Origin of the sequence: Proteiniborus ethanoligenes, from assembly GCF_900107485.1 — a bacterium.
Classification (GTDB): domain Bacteria; phylum Bacillota; class Clostridia; order Tissierellales; family Proteiniboraceae; genus Proteiniborus; species Proteiniborus ethanoligenes.
In genome coordinates, this window is the sequence record NZ_FNQE01000026.1 from 39247 (window position 1) to 57087 (window position 17841).

Sequence of the window (17841 nt, forward strand, 5' to 3'; positions counted from 1 at the left end):
AATCCAGACTTGAAGGATAAAATAAACCTATGGCTAACCATAGGTTTATTTTATCCTTCAAGATAAGCTTTCTTCACTTTTTCATCCTGTAGCATTGTTTTTGCATCGCCCTGCATTTCGATTTCGCCATTTCTAATAATATACGCTCTATCTGCAGCATTAAGTGCCATATATGCATTTTGCTCTACAAGCAACACTGTTGTTCCAGCTTTATTTATTTCCTTAATTATGGAAAATATCTCCTTTACAATAATTGGCGCAAGACCCATAGAGGGTTCATCCAATAATAGAAGCTTAGGCCTAGACATAAGTCCTCTGCCTATGGCAAGCATTTGTTGTTCTCCTCCAGATAAAGTTCCTGCCATTTGTTCTTTTCTTTCCAAGAGTCTAGGAAATAAGGAGAAAATCTTCTCAAAGTCTTTTTTGACTTCAGATTTATCGGTTCTTGTAAATGCTCCCATTTCAAGATTCTCCATTACACTCATTCTAGAGAATATTCTTCTTCCTTCTGGTACATGTGATATGCCAAGCTTTACGATATCAGGTGCACCTACATTGTTAATACTCTCTCCATTTAGTGTTATTTCACCACTTTTAAGCTTTTGAATACCGGAGATAGCTTTTAGAGTAGTGCTTTTACCAGCCCCATTAGCACCTATAAGAGTTACTACTTCTCCTTCTTCTATTTTAATGTTCAAGTTCTTTAACGCATGTATTACCCCATAAAATACATTTACTTCTTTAAGCTCTAGCATTGTTCCTCACCACCTAGATAAGCCTTAATTACCCTTTCATCTCTTTGAATTTCCTCTGGTGTACCATTAGCAATTAATATTCCATAATCAAACACAAATATCCTTTCACATATTTCCATAACCAAAGACATATCATGCTCAATAACAATAACAGTTAATTCGAAGGCTTCTCTTATCCATGTTATAAGTTCTTTGAGCTCCTTTGTTTCTTTAGGGTTCATACCTGCAGCAGGTTCATCTAAAAGAAGAAGCTTTGGTTTAGCAGCTAAAGCTCTTGCAATTTCAAGTCTTCTTTGATCTCCATAGGAGAGATTTTTTGAAATCTCATCTTTTTTATCTAATAAATTAAACTTATCAAGAAGTACACAAGCCTCCTCAAAAGTGTTTTTTTCAGTTTTATAATAGGAAGGTAGCTTAAACAGCGCTGATGCTATGCCATATTTTAAGCCATTGTGAAATCCCATAAGCACATTGTCTAACACTGACATGTTTTGAAATAATCTTATATTTTGAAATGTTCTTGCAATCCCATAATGGGTGATTTTATATGGTTTTAAATCTCTCGTTGAAATTATTCTATTTAAGTCATAAACCACTTCTCCAGAAGTAGGATTATAAATTCCAGTTAACAAGTTAAAAAAAGTAGTTTTCCCCGCTCCATTAGGGCCAATCAAGCCAATGATTTCTCCTTTTTCTATACTCAAGTTCACATCTGTAACTGCTCTAATTCCCCCAAAGGTTTTTGATAAATTACTTACCTTAAGCACTGACATTGTTTTTGCCCCCCTTTCTAAATATTTTTAGCTTTTGATTGCCCATGAGTCCAGTCGGTCTATAAACCATTATTCCAAACAGAATAAGTGCATAAATTACCATTCTAAGCTCAGGTATGCTTTGAAGAAATAATGAAATTATAGATAGAGCTATAGCGCCTATTATGGAGCCTACAATGCTACCCATTCCTCCAAAGACTACTATAACAAGTATATCTATGGACTTCATAAATCCAAAAGAATCAGGTTTTATAAAATAAAAGTAATTTGCATAAAGCGCTCCCGCAGTTCCAGCAAAAAATGCTCCTATAGCAAATGCTAATATCTTATAGTATGTTGTATTTATTCCCATGGCCTCAGCAGCTATTTCATCTTCTCTAATGGCAATACAAGCTCTTCCATGGTAGGAATTAATGAAACGTCTAATCAGTACTACCGTTACTACTGTCATAGCAAATACCCAGCTCCAGTTAGTATATTGAGGAATATCGTTAAAGCCTATGGCTCCACCAATATAATCTATATTTAATGCCACAATTCTTATTATCTCACCAAATCCTAAGGTAGCTATGGCAAGATAATCACCTTTCAGTCTAAGTGTTGGAATACCAATGAACACACCAGCTAATGCTGCCGTTATTCCTGAAGCAAATATTGCTACTATAAAGGGCTGGCCTAGTTTAGCAGTCAAAATCGCTGAAGTATATGCTCCTATAGACATAAACGCTGCATGTCCTAGAGAGAACTGTCCTGTAAATCCAGTAATAAGATTTAATCCTACAGCTAATATAATATTAATCCCTATAAGCACAATATTTAATTGTATATATGAGTCAATAATTCCTACATTAATAAGTAGCTGAATAACAATATAAAACATAATGATACCAAAAAAAGTTAAAATCTTACCCTTACTAATCCTCTTCATCTTCTACCCTCCTATACCTTTTCTTTTGTAGCCTTGCCTAAAAGTCCATTTGGTCTAACTAAAAGAACTATTATCAATACTGCAAATGCAACAGCATCTTTGAAAACAGATCCGCCATAAGCGCTAACCATAGTTTCTGTCATACCAAGGAAGAAACCACCAAATACCGCGCCAGGAATCATGCCTATTCCTCCTAATACTGCTGCAACAAAGGCCTTTAGCCCAGGAGTTACACCCATAAGCGGGTTAATAGTATTATAATATACCCCTACAAGAACTCCTGCCGCTCCTGCAAGTGCTGACCCTATCGCAAAGGTATAGGATATGATTTTATTTACATTTATCCCCATAAGCTCTGCGGCTTCTTTATCTAAGGAAACTGCTCTCATAGCTTTACCTATTTTAGTATGACGGACAATATATTGTAAGCCCACCATCAACACAACAGTTATTACAATAATATATATATTCTTAACATCTAAAATAACATTTCCATTAAAGAAGGTTAGCCTTTTGCTTGCTAAAACTTCAGGAAATGTTCTAGTTTGTGGACTTACAAAATACATCATAGTATATTGTAAAAATAAAGATACACTTATTGCTGTTATAAGTGCTGCTATTCTGGTTGAATTTCGTATAGGCTTGTATGCAACCTTCTCTATAATCATTCCAAGTATACTGCATACTATCATAGATATAAGTAAGGAAGGGAAAAATCCTAGATGCAAAAAGGTCGTTAACGCAAACCCAACATATGCTCCAACCATATAAATATCACCATGTGCAAAATTTATTAAGTTTATTATTCCATATACCATAGTATAGCCTAAAGCTATTAGTGCATATATCCCTCCAAGTGATATTCCATTTATCAACTGTTGAAATAATTGTTCCATAATCGTCACTCCCTTTCCATCTAATGTAGGTGCAGAGGCTGATCTGAAAATCAGCCCTACTACCTATGATTTTTTATTTATTTTGGATCTAATTTCTTTAAGAAAGTAGGTTCCCCATTTTTCATTTCGATTATTGTAACTGATTTTACAGGGTTATGATTTTCATCTATTGAGAATGCTCCTGTAACCCCTTTAAAATCTTTTGTAGCTTCAAGAGCTTCTTTAAGCTTTTCAGAATTAGCTTCTCCAGCTCTTTCTAGAGAGTCTGCCAAAAAGTATGCTAAATCGTATCCCAATGCATTGAAAGCATCTGGCTCTTTACCATATTTAGCTTTAAAGCCTTCTCTAAAATTCACTACTTCTGGAGAATCATCCATTGAGGAATAATGGCTTGAATAATAAACATTATCAAGGGCTTCCTTACCTGCTATTTCAGCAAATTTTGGTGATTCATATCCATCAGCACCTAGTATAGGTACATTTAATCCTAATTCTCTTGCTTGTCTTACAATAAGCCCTACTTCTTCATAATATCCAGGTACAAATAACACTTCTGGGTTTGAACCTTTAATATTTGTTAGAACAGCTTTAAAGTCAGTATCTTTAGCTTGGTATGCTTCTTCATTTAAAACCTTCCCGCCTAATGCAGTATAGGTTTCTTTAAAGCTCTTAGAAAGCCCCTTAGCATAATCACTTGTCGAGTCTCCTAATATTACAGCATTTTTAAAGCCTAAATCATTGTATGCAAACTCTGCCATCATTACACCTTGAAAGGAATCGCTAAAGCAAGTTTTAAAAATATAATCTCTTACATTGCCATTGCTATCAATGGTTATATCATCAGCAGTAGCAGAAGCAGATATTAGAGGAATTTTATTTTGCATAGCTGCTGGCGATGCAGCCTTTGTGTTCCCAGAAGTAGCAGGTCCTAGTAGTGCAACGACCTTATCTCTGGTTGCTAATCTTGTTGACACGTTAGCAGCTTCTGTATCCTCTGACTTATTATCTACCTTAACTGGCTCTATTTGCTTTCCAAGCACCCCACCGTTTTTGTTTATCTCTTCAAATCCTAGCTCAATACCTTCTACAAGACCTTGCCCATAAGTTGCAACTCCACCTGATAACTCATAATTTAAACCAACCTTTATCTTATCTGAATTACTTCCTGTCCCCGAAGAACATCCTACAAAAAGACTTAACACAAGAACTGATGATAATAATACCAATAATTTTTTATTCATTCTTAAACACCTCTACTATAGTTATTTTTAAATTTAAGTACTACAATATCATTTCTCCTAATAATACCATCTTCATTTTGATCCATAAAAAACTCCCCCTTTTGTGAAAAGATATAAAATAAAGCCTCTACATGTATAGCAAATACATATAGAGGCTCTTATTGCGGTACCACTCTACTTTATAATTATCTCACGATAATTAACTCCCTAGGTTCTATAGATTTAAGTTGAATTTTTAAACTTAAGCTCCTACAAAAACCCTAGCCTTTTAACGGGGCTTACCGGTATAGCCTACTAAAGATTCAGCCATATAACTCCGAAGTGATGGCTCCCTACCTAATCAATACTGGTTCTCAGCTCGCCCAGCTCTCTGTAATTGATTTTCTTGATAGTTTGCTCTTCATCATAGTTTTTAAATATTAATTTATAAATGTTCTAAGATGCTCTTAGAAGTTTTTTAATAATTAATCAATAATATAACACGATAAAATAATGTTGTCAACATAATTTTTGCAATATTCTTAATAATTTATTTCAAATAATATACTTTTGAAAATATTAGGAATAACAAATATTTAATGTAAATAAATAGGATGTGGCATGGCCTCAGTGTTTCTCAATCAATTGTATATGCTTTTTTTGATTTTGCAAACCTTTTCCCTATAGTGTTATGCAATTCAATTTTAGGTTTATTGCAATTTTCAGTATTCTTTCCGTTGAATTTTTGAATCTACCCTATGCTTTGAATATTTTATGTATCATTTGTAGAGAATAAATTATAGAAAAGTATAAATTTGGAGGAACAATATGAATACAGATAATTTGCTAAATTTTAAAAAATCTCCTAGTTCTTTTTGGATTGAATCTTCACCTAGTACAAATTATCCTACCCTAGACAAGGATTTAAAAGTAGATATAGCTATAATTGGAGGTGGTCTAACTGGTATTCAGTGTGCATATCAATTGCAAAAGGAAGGCCTTAGCATTGCTGTTCTTGAAGCTCATCGTATAGGTCATGGCACTTCCGGTCATACAACAGCAAAAATAACCTCACAGCATAGCCTTATTTATTATAAAATTCTAAGTCAAATGGGAACAGAACTAGCGAAGCAATATGCTTCTGCTAACGAATCAGCTATTCATGAAATTAAAAAAATTTCAGAAGAAAACAATATAGATTGCGATTATACTTTCCAAGATGCATTTATATATACAGAAAGTAATGAATATATACAAAAAATTCAAAATGAAGTGAAGGCAGCATCATCCTTGGGAATCGAAGCCTCTTATATAGAAGATATTCCTTTTCCTATACCTATTAAGGGAGGAATTAAGTTCCAAAATCAAGCCCAGTTTCACCCTCTTAAATATCTGATTTCTCTTGCAAAGGTTGTTCATGACAAAGGTGTTAAAATATACGAAGAGACTAGAGCTGTAGATATTGAAGAAAATGATAATTACATTATTACAGATTCTCAAGGAAAAAAAGTAACTGCAGAAAAAGTAATTATTGCATCCCACTATCCTTTTTATAACAAGCATGGATTATATTTTGCAAGGATTTATACCCAAAGATCCTACATTATAGGAATTAGAGCAAAGGAAAAGTATCCGGGAGGAATGTATATAAATGCCGAAGAGCCAGCACGCTCATTGAGACACCAAAGTACACCAGAGGGTGAGCTAATTCTTGTAGTTGGAGAGAACCACAAAACTGGTCAAGGTGAAGATATGAATAAGCACTATAAAGCTTTAATAGATTTTGCAGAGGATATATTTACTGTGGAAAATATTCCTTATAGATGGTCTACCCAGGATTGTATGACTTTAGACGGCATACCCTATGTAGGAAACTATACCCCAAATACGCCTAATCTATATGTGGCTACTGGCTTTCAAAAATGGGGTATGACAAATAGCACTGCATCCTCCTTACTCTTAAGAGATCTCATAGTAAAGAGAGAAAGTCCATGGAGTGATGTATATAACCCATCACGAAATACTATTGCTGCTTCTGCAAAGAGCTTTTTAGTAGAAAATGCAGATGTGGCAAAGCATCTATTAAAGGGAAAACTATCCCCCTTATCACAGGATGTAAAGGTTGAAGTTGGAGAAGGAAAGGTATTTGAAGTAAAAGGAGATAGGGCTGGCGTTTATAAGGATGAACAAAATAGGCTTCACATAGTAAATACTACTTGTACTCACATGGGATGTGAATTGAACTGGAACTCTGCCGAAAGGTCCTGGGACTGTCCTTGTCATGGCTCACGGTTTTCTTGTGAAGGAAAAATTCTCGAAGGTCCTGCTGTAAGTCCTTTAGAGATGACTAATGATGTGAATACAGTTGAAAAATTGTTTAAAGATGATTTTTAAGATATTAAAAGCATTAGTTTTACTCACATTTAAAAATCCTATGCAATTAAATCTTGCATAGGATTTGAAATTAGCTTTGATCATCATCTGGGCCATCATTGGTTTTATCATTAGACTTTTTGTTTGGACTTTTCCTTCTAATTCCTTCTGCAATTATTCCAAATAGAACTCCAAAGGATATGCCTAATGCTAAATTATCGAAAAGAATTCCATAAGTTACTCCTAAAGCTATTCCAATGCCAAGCACTATATCATCCTCCTTTAAATAATCATTAGAATTTTCTACCACCACCACCATGTGTTCTTCCACTAGATGATCTATGAGTAGTGCTTCTCCCACCAGAAGAACCAGATGTGTTGGTAGGCTTTGGTATTGTCCTAAAGGTTACGAAGGTGTCTACTAGCTTATCTTCCTTTTGTGCTAAATTAACTATACTATTATTTCTAAATCTAAAGGAATTGCCGGATTTTGGTGTTTTGTACCTTGAGCTAGTTATAAAGTAGAAAATACTACTAAAGACTAAGCCTCCTAATAAGCTAAGTATCACGTCCGTAGAAGTAAGTCTGTTTTTAGGTCGTGGAGCAGGCTCAGGATAGTTATATTGTCCTGATGGTATTCCATTTTCAAGAAACGACTGTGTCTCTTCTAAAAATCCAATAGTAGCACCATAATAATTGCCATCACCTAAACCACTATTGAAAACCTTATCTAATACTCTTTCTCTTCTTTCATCTGTTAGATAACTTATGCCTGTTCCAGATGTGGATATATAGACTTCTCTATTATCCATATCTATTAAAAACAATATCCCATCATAGTTTTCTCCTACTCCAAATCCTCCATAGTCAAAGAAGTCATCTGCATATTCTCTTGATGATTTTCCTTTAGCATCATTTGTAGTTAGGATAACTATATCCATATTGTATTTATTAGATAAACTATTAGCTTTATCTTCTAGGTCCTTAATTTCTTCTTCTGTAAATAGCATTCCCTCATCATATACTGATGGCTTTAATCCTAAGGCTATAATTGGGTTAAGTGCAGTTACGAACAACACAATACATAATAGACTGATTAACGTCCTCTTAGCTGTACCTACCATATAATTATCCCTCCTATTAAAAGAGTGATAAAGGTTGCTGCAAAAATTCCTAGGGATACATTGAACAGTTTCCTTTTATTTAGTGGTAGTTCTCCAAAAGATTTTCCAGTTTGACCATTTACAGCATATACATAGGTTTTCCCTTTATAGAGATAAGTTAATATCCAAGTAGGCAGAAGCGTATAGCTCCACTTCTTATCAATTGTTTTTATATGACTTTTTATATCGTATGTTGAATTAAATCCACTTATTGTTTCATTCAACAAGCTCCTTGAATATCCGTTGACCTGTGCTTCAATCTTAGGCTCTACTTCTTCCTTGCTTATATCATATTGCTCTGCAAAAAAGCCTGAAAGATAAGGCATAGAAAATTCCTTAGCTTCATTTTCATTATATGGAGAAATACCATTTAATAAGCTTTTTTCTATTTTAGCAAAAGCTACTTCTCCCACATTATTAATATCTATCTGGCCTTTCCTAACTATTTGATATTTTTTTGTTTCTGTATATTCTTTATCTTTGATGCGCCATATCCTAATATTTCGCCCTTCTCCAATATAGTCTATATCTACCTTGCAGTCAGCCCACCAATAGGGTAAATAAATTCCTGTGATTTTTTCTAGTTGAGATTCACTGCGGAAGTCTCTAGGAACAAAGCTTTTTTTCATAGCCCATTCTAAAAACTTTTCCTTAGCCTTCTTTTTATCAATAGTAAATGGTATCAGCTTATTAGGTTTAAATTCTCCCTTTAGTCTATCTGATATAATAACAGGATTATGGCAATAGTAACAAAAAGTAGCTGAGGTAGTATCATCAGTAACTACCTTTGCTCCACAGCTGTTACATTCATAAGAAGACAAGTGCTGGGAGTCCATGTGCTCTTGTTCTTGATTACTTATTACTTCTTCTTTATATAAGTCCTTTATTTCTTCTTCAGTATATTCACTTAGGCAAAAGTCGCATTTGAATTTTTGTATTGCAGGTTTAAAATGTATTCCTGCACCACAGCCTGGACATTTATAGCTTTTTGTAGCCATGACCCACCCCTTTTCTAGTTACCTAATTGTTAAAGCCGACTAAAACTTAGTACCACATTCTGGACAAAACTTTGGAGCATCTCCTGTTGGCTTGTATCCGCAGTTAGAGCATTGTAAAGGGGTAGCTCTTTTTGTACCGCATTCTCCGCAGAACTTTCCTGAATTTTTTGCACCACAATTAGTACAAAACCAATGTTCTCCTTTTAAGTTGTCTTGTGTTGTACTGCTAGCTCCTGTTTGTGAGCTTTGCTGCTGGGCCATTTGATTTTGATTAGATTGAGATGCTGCACCCATAAAGCCTCCTGCATTTTGCATTCCAATTCCCATACCCATAAATGCAGTGGCGCTTCCTCCTGGATTTGAGCCTGCAGATTCTAATCCTCTGGCAATAGAGCCCTGTACATATCCTTCACGCACAGATGGGTCGCCTAGCATAGCTCCCTTATTTCTCATATTGATTAGCTCCTTAGATTCATCATCATAGGAAATACTTGCTATACCAACGGCTTGAATTTCCATCCCTCTTGTGCTCTTCCAATCATTATCTAAAATATTTGCCATGTATTGGCTTAATTCTCTACCCTTAGATGGAACATGAGATATACGTATTCCATCAACAGACATTTGATTCATAGCAGCTTGTAGTGCTTCTAGGAATTCTGATAAATATTGTTCGTTTATATCTTGAATATCTACCTTTTCTTCGTTTTTAGGTATGGCTTCCTTAAAGAATAGTATTGGATCAGTTACCTTTATAGAATATGTTCCATAGGTCCTTAAAAACAGCTCTGAATTATAGAAGTTGTCAAAATAATTTAAGGGATTAGGTGTGCCAAATTTTATCCCCTTTATTTCTTGTAAATTAATATAATACACTTTCTGTGCAGTGGGAGTGACACCGCCATATTTAAAGCGTTGAAAGGATTCCTTCAAGGCATCTTTAAAGCTTCCATTAAATAATGATGGTAAAGATGAATTATCTACTTTGTAATATCCTTCTTCTGCTGTATAGTCTACTATTTTCCCACCATCTACTAGCATCATAAATTGATTAGGATAAACATGTATTATAGACCCGTTTGAAACTGTGTTTTCCGTACCTTTTTTGTTAGACCCTCTTTTATCGTCTTTTCTAACGGTTACGCCCGATGTAAATACAGTGTTGTCTCCCATATCATTTGGTTCAATAATCTCTAGCCATTGATCTGCAAGAGAACCTCCTATAGCTGAGCTAAGTGCTTTTATTAATCCCATACTAAAACCCCCTATTTTATGTTTTGAAATTCTACTTTATATTTATGTTTATAACCATTGTACTAAATATAAAACTATATTTAAATAATATATATGTAAAATCTAAAAACGTTTTAAAAACTTCTATAAAAGCCAGTTTTTACTCTATGTATTATATTCTCTATTAAAGCTGATATGCTCCCCATAAGAGGCAGTAAAAAAATTCCATCCTCTATACAGGGAGCATACAAAATACATATTTAGATTTGTTTTAACTTCTATGTCTAGGACAATTATCTCCATTTGTAAACCATTTACATGGTCTGCATCCTAAGCATTCAATAATAGGAGCTCCTTCTTCTACATGATTTGTAAAGTCATAGTCTGCAAGATGAGCCCTACCTATTGCTACTAAATCTAATAAATTATTATGAATTAAATATTGAGCTTGCTCTGGTGTTTTTATTGAATTTACTCCAATTACTGGGATAGATACATGCTCCTTTATTATTGTTCCACCATATACTATCCAGTTACAAGGGAAACTATCTGGTATTTCTACGTTAATTTTTGTGTTATCAAAGCCTGTAGACACATGCAAATAATCCATTCCCATAGCTTCAAATCTCTTTGCCATTTCAATACTGGTTTCTAAGTCATTTTCATTAGACCCCATCCTAATACCAACAACAAAATCTTCATTAACCTTTTGCTTGACTCCTTCTAAAACTTCCTTTACAAATCTTAATCTGTTTTCAAGACTACCACCGTATCCATCTGTTCTTTTGTTTACCTTCTCAGAGAAAAATTGTGTAAACAGATATGAATGAGCCCCATGAAATTCAATACCATCAAAGCCAGCTTTTTCTGCTCTAACAGCCCCATTAATAAAATCTTCTTTTATTGTTTGTATCTCTTCCTTTGTCATCTCTCTAGCTGATATTTTACCATCGTCATAATCTGATGATGTTATAGTATCTTCATTGATTGCCTTAGAAACTCTAAGCCCCGCATGATGAAGCTGTATAAAAACCTTTGCACCATGCTTATGACAGGCTTGGACTATTTTACTTAAGCCTTCTATGTAATCATCAGACCAAATCCCTAACTGTTCAGGGGATAGTCTTCCATTTTTATTAATACATGTTGCTTCTACTATAATTAAACCAGCACCACCTTTAGCTATTGCTTCGTAGTGATTTATATTCTTTTCTGATACAAAGCCATTCGCATCAGCAAATGTAAAGCATACCATCGGTGGTAATACTACCCTGTTTTTTAATTCTACTTTTTTTATTTTATGTGGTGTAAAAAGTAAATTCATTATTAATCAACCTTTCATTTGTTTTTTATGGCCTTTTCGCAATCATTTCAATTTCTACCTCTGCCCCAAGAGGTAAAGCTAAAACTCCAATAGTTGTTCTTGCAGGATAAGGTTTATTGAATTGAGTTTGGTAGACTTCATTCATTGCAGCAAAATTGTTCATATCTGTTAGATATACATTTACTTTTATAACATCATCTGGTGTAAGATTAGCTGCTTTTAGCACCTCAAATAAGTTAACAAAGCATTGCTTAGTTTGAGCACCAATATCCCCTATCATTATTTCTTCTGAACTTGAACCTTTGGGCGTTTGTCCTGATAAATATACTAATTCTCCTGCTTCTACTGCATGTGAGTATGGCCCTACTGCAGGTATACCATTTGCATTGTAAACTTTTCTACCCATTTTCATACCTCCAATATTATTTTACTATAATATTTTGAGTAAATTATTTTAAGTCAGGCTATTCCTTTTCTAAAGTATATCATGAAAATACTAGTAAAATAAACATGTCAGTTAATATTCTATAGCTCCATTAAAATCTAAGTATAGCTCCTTTACATCCCAATTATAGTTATTGGAATTAAGATATTCTTTTATTTTTACTTTGAAATCCCCATCAACCTTATATACAATAGCCATTAAAGTAGGTCCTGCGCCACTTATATATGCACCTAAACAGCCTAAATTATAGCATTTGTCAATAATATCATCAAAGCCAAAAATTAATTTTCCTCTGTAGGGTTGATGAAGCCTATCTTCTAATGAGGTCTTTAGCAAATCAAATCTTCCATTAGAAAACGCCGAAAGGAGTAAGGCTACTCTTCCCACATTATATACTCCATCTTCATAAGAAATATTTTTAGGAAGCACTTCTCTAGCACTACTCGTAGAAAGGGTGAAATCAGGAATTAGAGCTACAAATTTAATTCCATTGGCTATATTAATTTTATTGTAGTATATTTTATTATTATCCACAACAGATGCAACCAGTCCTCCAAATAACGCAGGGGCAATATTATCTGGATGACCTTCTATCCCTGTAGCTATTTCTAGTATTTCATCTTTTGATAAAGGAGAATTGGCTAGTTTATTGGCTCCAATAACTCCTCCTAAAATACATGTAGCACTACTTCCCAAGCCTCTTGAAATAGGAATATCTGTATCTGCTTCTATTCTTATACCTCTAGGTCTATATCCTATTATATCAAAGGTTTTCAGCATTGAGGTATATACTAGATTGTTTTCATTGGCATGGTAGTTCTTGCATCCATTTATTTCTAACCCTTCTGAAGTTTCTATAAATGAAAATCTATTATATAGACTAAGAGCAAGTCCTAATGTATCAAAGCCTGGTCCTAAATTTGCACTTGTGGCAGGTACTTTTACATTTATCATTTACTATATCCCTACCTTTAAAAATTTTCTAAGTATGTCTTCCATACCTTCTCTATCGCAATTGTTCTTATGAGCTATTTCCTTGTCTTTAAGATCTTCTATGGCTTTTGGTATCTTAACATTTGTCTTGCTCCCTAATTTCTCTATTATTTCAAACTCGTCCTTATTATTTATATCTATGCCAATAGATGATACAACTTTTCCGCCAAATTTAAAGGGACTAGCAGTAGAAGCTATTATAGTCTTTGTATTATCATTAGTTTCTGATTTATATTTTTGGTATACATTATATGCTACTGCAGTATGTGGATCTATTAGATGGTTATTATCCATAAACATTTTATTTATTTCAAAGCCTACTTCTTCTTCTGTTGAATAGGAGCCATAAAAATCTCTTAAATCTAAATTATCCATCTTGTAATACCCTAGTTCAGCAAGCTCAACCATTTTATCCTTTACTAAGACACTATCTCCTCCACTTAAATGAAATAAAAGCCTTTCTAAATTACTTGACAGTAATATATCCATAGACGGAGATGAGGTTAAAATAAGCCTTCTTCTCCTATCATATATACCTGTATCAATGAATTGTGATAATACATTGTTTTCGTTTGACGCACATATTAGCTTATTTACTGGTAAGCCCATTTCTTTTGCATAATAAGCAGCTAATATATTTCCAAAATTACCTGTAGGCACTGCAATATTTATCTTTTCATTTTCCTTTATACTTTTTTCCCTTAAAAGAGTTAGATAGCCGTGGAAATAATATACTATTTGTGGTATTAATCTGCCAATATTAATTGAGTTTGCAGAGGATAGTAGATAGTTGTTTTTACCAAGAAGATTTATAAAATGGTTGTTGTTAAATATGTCCTTTACCCCACCTTGAGCATCATCAAAGTTCCCATTAATGCCTACAACAAAGGTATTATTTCCTTCCTGAGTAAGCATTTGCATTTTTTGCACTTGACTTACACCATATTCAGGGAAAAATACAATTATCTTAATTCCTTTTACATTAGCAAAGCCCTCTAATGCTGCTTTACCTGTATCTCCAGAGGTAGCAGTCAGTATTGCTATTTCTTTTTGTATATTATTTATCCTCATGGACTCCTTTAGCAAATAAGGAAGTATAGATAATGCCATATCCTTAAAGGCTAAGGTTGGTCCATGAAAGAGTTCAAGAAAGAATGCATCTCCAGCCTTTATTACTGGTACAATATGATCCGTACTAAATTTATTGTCATATGCTTTTTCTATACAATTTTTAAGTCTATCGTTTTCAAAGTCAGTAAAGAATTCCTTCATTATTACATATGCTAGACCTTTATATTCCATTTCTTTTAAAGCCATAAGATTATCTAGCTTAGGTATGCTCCTTGGAACAAAAAGTCCCCCTTCCTTTGATAGCCCTTGTATAATTCCTTCACTTGATGAAATAGAAATTGTTTTATCTCTAGTGCTAATATATTTCATATTATTCTCCTTTACTCAAGAATTCTAGCAAGAAAATATTTATCCCTATGCACACCTAAAGATGATAATAATTTAATTATCTCTATATATTCTATTTCCTTAGTCCTAAGTGCAATATTATCATTTGTAGACAATAGCTCCTTAGAAATACTTTCAATATTTTTAAGGATTTCTTCTATAGGTGAAGATATCCTTAAATAATATTCACCCTTTATTCTTGTATTTAAGTTTTTAAGTTTTCTTTCTCCTAGAGGGTTTCTTTTTATATATGAGCCCATAATAATATCTACTACATCACTTAAAACTGCATTAGCTGTTGGAAGCTTACCAGCTCCTGAACCATAAAACTTTAACTCTCCTACATTATCTCCAGAAAAAACTACAGAGTTAAATGCCATATTTACATTGGCAAAGTAAGAATCTTCTTTTATAATTGTAGGCTGAACTACAGCCGTAAAACCCTCATCTAGCTCCTTAGCTTCACCAATTAGCTTTACTGTGGACTTCATCTTTTTTATCTGTTCTATATCAAAGGCTGTAATTTTACTTATACCTTCTAACAAAATATCTTCCTCACGAATTTCACCTTGAAGGGCTAAGGTTCCGAGAATTCTAAGCTTTCGCAAGGTATCGTACCCTTCTACATCTGCTGTTGGATCTGCCTCTGCATATCCTAATTCTTGTGCTGTTTTAAGTACTTCACCATAGTCTAATCCTTCATAAAACATTTTAGTTAAAATATAATTACAGGTTCCATTTAAAATTCCCTGAACCACAGTAATATTATTAAGTGTTAAGGCTTCCTGAAGGGGCTTTAATATAGGAATTCCTCCCCCAACACTAGCTTCATATAAAAAACCTAGGTTTTTTTCAGCAGCTGAGCTAGATAGCTCTTCAAAGTGTTTAGAAACCACCGCTTTATTCGCTGTTACCACATCCCTACCTGAATTTAAAGCTCTTTTAATATATCTATAGCTTTGTTCTAAATCACCAGTTAATTCTACAATTATACTTATGTCCTCATGATTTATTATTTCTTCAAAATCAGATGTAATTATGTTTTCCCCTAAATCTATTTCTCTTTTTTTATTTATATCCTTTACTAAAACTTTTTTTATTTCAATATCTTTTCCGGTTAAGGCCTTTAATTCTTCCTGTCTTTTATTTAAAATTTCAACTACACCGGCTCCAACTGTCCCTAGACCTAATAAGCCAATCCCTATCATGCTTAGTCCTCCTTGTTTTAATCTTCAAAAGCTTCATATATAGCAGCTATTGCCATGTCAAAATCAGCATTTTCAATACCAATTATTATATTTAATTCGCTTGACCCTTGAGTAATCATTCTAATATTTATTCCCTTGTTAGCTAATGCTGTGAATATCTTTGCAGATATTCCCTTAGTCCTTATCATCCCTCTTCCTACTACTGCTATCAAAGCCATATTAGGATAGCATATTATAGAATCCGGCCTACAGTATATGCGTATCTCTTCTATTACCTTTTGTAGTTTAGAATTTAACTCTGTATTAGAAATTATAAGCGAAATGGAATCTATGCTTGAAGGCATATGCTCAATTAAAATATTATTTGTTTCTAATACAGTTATTAGCTTCCTATAAAAATCTTTTTCTAAACTCATTAATGTCTTTTCAATAGAGATAACAGTAAAATCCTTTTTGCCTGCAATACCAGTTATGGTCCCAGTAGAGCTAACAGGAGTTAAATCATCTACAATCATGGTTCCTGGCTCCTTTGGGGAATTTGTGTTTTTTATATTAATAGGTATGCCTGCTTTTTTTACTGGAAATATAGCTTCTTCATGAAGCACTGGTGCTCCCATATAGGAAAGCTCTCTTAGCTCCTTATATGTGATAATTTCAATAGGCTTAGGAGCATTAACAATTCGAGGATCTGCCATTAGAAAACCAGATACATCTGTCCAATTTTCATAGAGCTTGGAATTTATTCCTCTAGCTATTATAGCTCCTGTTATATCGGAGCCTCCTCTAGTAAAGGTTATAATTTCGCCATTTTCCTTAGCACCATAAAAGCCGGGAATAACAGCCTTGGGAATTCCTTCTAATTTAGATTGAACTCTTATTTGAGTAGCTTCTGGATCAAACTGATCACTTTCATTAAAAACAATTAATTCCTTAGCATCTATGAATTCAAAGTCTAAATATTTTGAGAGTATAATAGCATTTAAATATTCTCCTCTACTCCCTGCATAATCCCTAGAAGCACCATTCTGGATTTTTTCTTTTATATCCCTTAATATTTTATTGATATTAATATCTAGCCTAAGATCCCTGCAGATATCTTCAAACCTAATTTCAATGATTTTATATACTTCATCAAAATTTAATCCATGAGAAGCTAACTGATAACACATGTACAATAAATCCGTAATTTTATGATCTTTGTCATTTCTCTTTCCAGGTGCTGAAGGTATTATATACCTTCTTTTATTGTTTGATTCAATAATATCTTTTACTTTAGCAAATTGTTTACTATCTGCTAAGGAGCTACCTCCAAATTTCGCTACAATTACTTCCAATTTGTACTCCCCCTATAATTTTTTAAATAATAGTAGTTATATAAATGATTTTTTCTTAATAAATTAAAATTGTTCATGCTCCACAAATGCTATCTCAGTTTTTATTATTTTCCTCTATTTTAGATAATTGAATATAAAAAATACTCGTCCAAAAAGGACGAGTATAAGTATTCTCGCATCCACCTAATTTTCATGGTTTTGCTTTAACGCAGCATACGCATATCCCTAATAATTTCTGTTCAGGATTGAGCTCATAGGTGGTTTTCAATCTATTGTATCAAAGAAGTCTTTCAGCCGGTGAACTTCTATCTCTTTTGACCTTAAAAGATTTACTCGTCCTATTCATTGCTTTTTAACATTTTATAGCTTATGCCGAATTATGTCAAGATTAAATATATTTTGGATCGTGTCAATAATTTGTAGGAAAATAATAATTATACTTTCCCCTTGTTTGATGTAGCCTGTAATTATCTCATTTCAAAGCTCTTAACTTTATTTGATAATATTTAGGCTCTATAAATAAACTATATGATTTTATAGTTGATTCTGGTTATTATAGATTTAACTTCCACATTATTGATTTTAAGAGATGTTTAAATCTATCTTAGGCACCCCTCATTGTTCTTAATATTTGTCTTTGCCAGCTCCTTCTTCCATCACTTATGTATGGGATGTTATCTAGACTTTCTGGTATTGAGCTTCTTAATTTTTTCTTAACTAGTCTTTTTTCTAACTCTATT

16 protein-coding genes and 1 other annotated feature are annotated in these 17841 nt (G+C 33.5%); of the genes, 1 reads left to right on the plus strand and 15 read right to left on the minus strand.

Annotated elements, in window-relative coordinates; translation table 11 throughout:
* Positions 1-50: 50 nt before the first annotated feature.
* The 5 genes from BLV37_RS11130 to BLV37_RS11150 form a co-directional block, all read right to left on the minus strand.
* Complete coding sequence (locus BLV37_RS11130) at positions 51-755, minus strand: ABC transporter ATP-binding protein (protein ID WP_091731389.1); 705 nt, start codon at positions 753-755, stop codon at positions 51-53.
* A complete protein-coding gene (locus BLV37_RS11135) occupies positions 749-1528 on the minus strand; it encodes an ABC transporter ATP-binding protein (RefSeq protein ID WP_091731391.1) in 780 nt (259 codons plus the stop codon). The genes BLV37_RS11130 and BLV37_RS11135 overlap by 7 nt, the downstream gene beginning before the upstream one ends.
* Positions 1515-2456 carry a branched-chain amino acid ABC transporter permease gene (locus BLV37_RS11140; protein WP_091731394.1) on the minus strand — a complete coding sequence of 314 codons (942 nt, stop codon included), beginning with the start codon at positions 2454-2456 and terminating at the stop codon, positions 1515-1517. The genes BLV37_RS11135 and BLV37_RS11140 overlap by 14 nt, the downstream gene beginning before the upstream one ends.
* An 11-nt stretch (positions 2457-2467) precedes the next feature.
* Entirely contained in the window at positions 2468-3352 is an 885-nt protein-coding gene (locus tag BLV37_RS11145; RefSeq protein ID WP_091731397.1) for a branched-chain amino acid ABC transporter permease, read from the minus strand.
* Between the two features lie 77 nt (positions 3353-3429).
* Entirely contained in the window at positions 3430-4593 is a 1164-nt protein-coding gene (locus BLV37_RS11150) for an ABC transporter substrate-binding protein (protein WP_091731399.1), read from the minus strand.
* A 147-nt stretch (positions 4594-4740) separates the two neighbouring features.
* Positions 4741-5009, minus strand: a binding site (T-box leader).
* A gap of 391 nt (positions 5010-5400) precedes the next feature.
* Between BLV37_RS11150 and BLV37_RS11155 the strand changes: the two genes are divergently transcribed.
* The gene (locus BLV37_RS11155) at positions 5401-6966 is read left to right on the plus strand and encodes an FAD-dependent oxidoreductase (protein WP_091731402.1); all 1566 of its coding nucleotides are present in this window, start codon (positions 5401-5403) and stop codon (positions 6964-6966) included.
* A gap of 70 nt (positions 6967-7036) precedes the next feature.
* Here the strand turns inward: BLV37_RS11155 and BLV37_RS11160 are convergent, their stop codons facing one another.
* From BLV37_RS11160 to BLV37_RS11205, 10 genes are all read right to left on the minus strand, one after another.
* Entirely contained in the window at positions 7037-7276 is a 240-nt protein-coding gene (locus BLV37_RS11160) for a glycine zipper domain-containing protein (protein ID WP_208975260.1), read from the minus strand.
* Entirely contained in the window at positions 7239-8069 is an 831-nt protein-coding gene (locus BLV37_RS11165; RefSeq protein ID WP_091731407.1) for a TPM domain-containing protein, read from the minus strand. The genes BLV37_RS11160 and BLV37_RS11165 overlap by 38 nt, the downstream gene beginning before the upstream one ends.
* A complete protein-coding gene (locus BLV37_RS11170) occupies positions 8063-9106 on the minus strand; it encodes a TFIIB-type zinc ribbon-containing protein (RefSeq protein ID WP_091731410.1) in 1044 nt (347 codons plus the stop codon). The genes BLV37_RS11165 and BLV37_RS11170 overlap by 7 nt, the downstream gene beginning before the upstream one ends.
* Before the next feature lie 39 nt (positions 9107-9145).
* Positions 9146-10360 carry an SPFH domain-containing protein gene (locus BLV37_RS11175; protein ID WP_091731413.1) on the minus strand — a complete coding sequence of 405 codons (1215 nt, stop codon included), beginning with the start codon at positions 10358-10360 and terminating at the stop codon, positions 9146-9148.
* A 250-nt stretch (positions 10361-10610) separates the two neighbouring features.
* Complete coding sequence (locus BLV37_RS11180; RefSeq protein ID WP_091731415.1) at positions 10611-11663, minus strand: NADH:flavin oxidoreductase; 1053 nt, start codon at positions 11661-11663, stop codon at positions 10611-10613.
* Positions 11664-11688: 25 nt separating this feature from the next.
* Positions 11689-12069: a RidA family protein gene (locus tag BLV37_RS11185; protein ID WP_091731418.1), complete on the minus strand. Its 381-nt coding sequence runs from the start codon at positions 12067-12069 to the stop codon at positions 11689-11691.
* A 111-nt stretch (positions 12070-12180) separates the two neighbouring features.
* Entirely contained in the window at positions 12181-13062 is an 882-nt protein-coding gene (gene thrB / locus BLV37_RS11190; protein ID WP_091731421.1) for a homoserine kinase, read from the minus strand.
* 3 nt (positions 13063-13065) lie between these two features.
* A complete protein-coding gene (gene thrC / locus BLV37_RS11195; RefSeq protein ID WP_091731424.1) occupies positions 13066-14541 on the minus strand; it encodes a threonine synthase in 1476 nt (491 codons plus the stop codon).
* An 11-nt stretch (positions 14542-14552) separates the two neighbouring features.
* On the minus strand, positions 14553-15767 hold the full coding sequence (locus BLV37_RS11200; RefSeq protein WP_091731427.1) for a homoserine dehydrogenase: 1215 nt from the start codon (positions 15765-15767) through the stop codon (positions 14553-14555).
* 17 nt (positions 15768-15784) lie between these two features.
* On the minus strand, positions 15785-17101 hold the full coding sequence (locus BLV37_RS11205; RefSeq protein WP_091731429.1) for an aspartate kinase: 1317 nt from the start codon (positions 17099-17101) through the stop codon (positions 15785-15787).
* Positions 17102-17841 lie beyond the last annotated feature (740 nt).

Coding starts and splice junctions, on each gene's coding strand:
- BLV37_RS11130 (WP_091731389.1), bottom strand. CDS start 755: ATGCTAGAGCTTAAAGAAGTAAATGTATTTTATGGGGTAATACATGCG.
- BLV37_RS11135 (WP_091731391.1), bottom strand. CDS start 1,528: ATGTCAGTGCTTAAGGTAAGTAATTTATCAAAAACCTTTGGGGGAATT.
- BLV37_RS11140 (WP_091731394.1), bottom strand. CDS start 2,456: ATGAAGAGGATTAGTAAGGGTAAGATTTTAACTTTTTTTGGTATCATT.
- BLV37_RS11145 (WP_091731397.1), bottom strand. CDS start 3,352: ATGGAACAATTATTTCAACAGTTGATAAATGGAATATCACTTGGAGGG.
- BLV37_RS11150 (WP_091731399.1), bottom strand. CDS start 4,593: ATGAATAAAAAATTATTGGTATTATTATCATCAGTTCTTGTGTTAAGT.
- BLV37_RS11155 (WP_091731402.1), top strand. CDS start 5,401: ATGAATACAGATAATTTGCTAAATTTTAAAAAATCTCCTAGTTCTTTT.
- BLV37_RS11165 (WP_091731407.1), bottom strand. CDS start 8,069: ATGGTAGGTACAGCTAAGAGGACGTTAATCAGTCTATTATGTATTGTG.
- BLV37_RS11170 (WP_091731410.1), bottom strand. CDS start 9,106: ATGGCTACAAAAAGCTATAAATGTCCAGGCTGTGGTGCAGGAATACAT.
- BLV37_RS11175 (WP_091731413.1), bottom strand. CDS start 10,360: ATGGGATTAATAAAAGCACTTAGCTCAGCTATAGGAGGTTCTCTTGCA.
- BLV37_RS11180 (WP_091731415.1), bottom strand. CDS start 11,663: ATGAATTTACTTTTTACACCACATAAAATAAAAAAAGTAGAATTAAAA.
- BLV37_RS11185 (WP_091731418.1), bottom strand. CDS start 12,069: ATGGGTAGAAAAGTTTACAATGCAAATGGTATACCTGCAGTAGGGCCA.
- thrB (WP_091731421.1), bottom strand. CDS start 13,062: ATGATAAATGTAAAAGTACCTGCCACAAGTGCAAATTTAGGACCAGGC.
- thrC (WP_091731424.1), bottom strand. CDS start 14,541: ATGAAATATATTAGCACTAGAGATAAAACAATTTCTATTTCATCAAGT.
- BLV37_RS11200 (WP_091731427.1), bottom strand. CDS start 15,767: ATGATAGGGATTGGCTTATTAGGTCTAGGGACAGTTGGAGCCGGTGTA.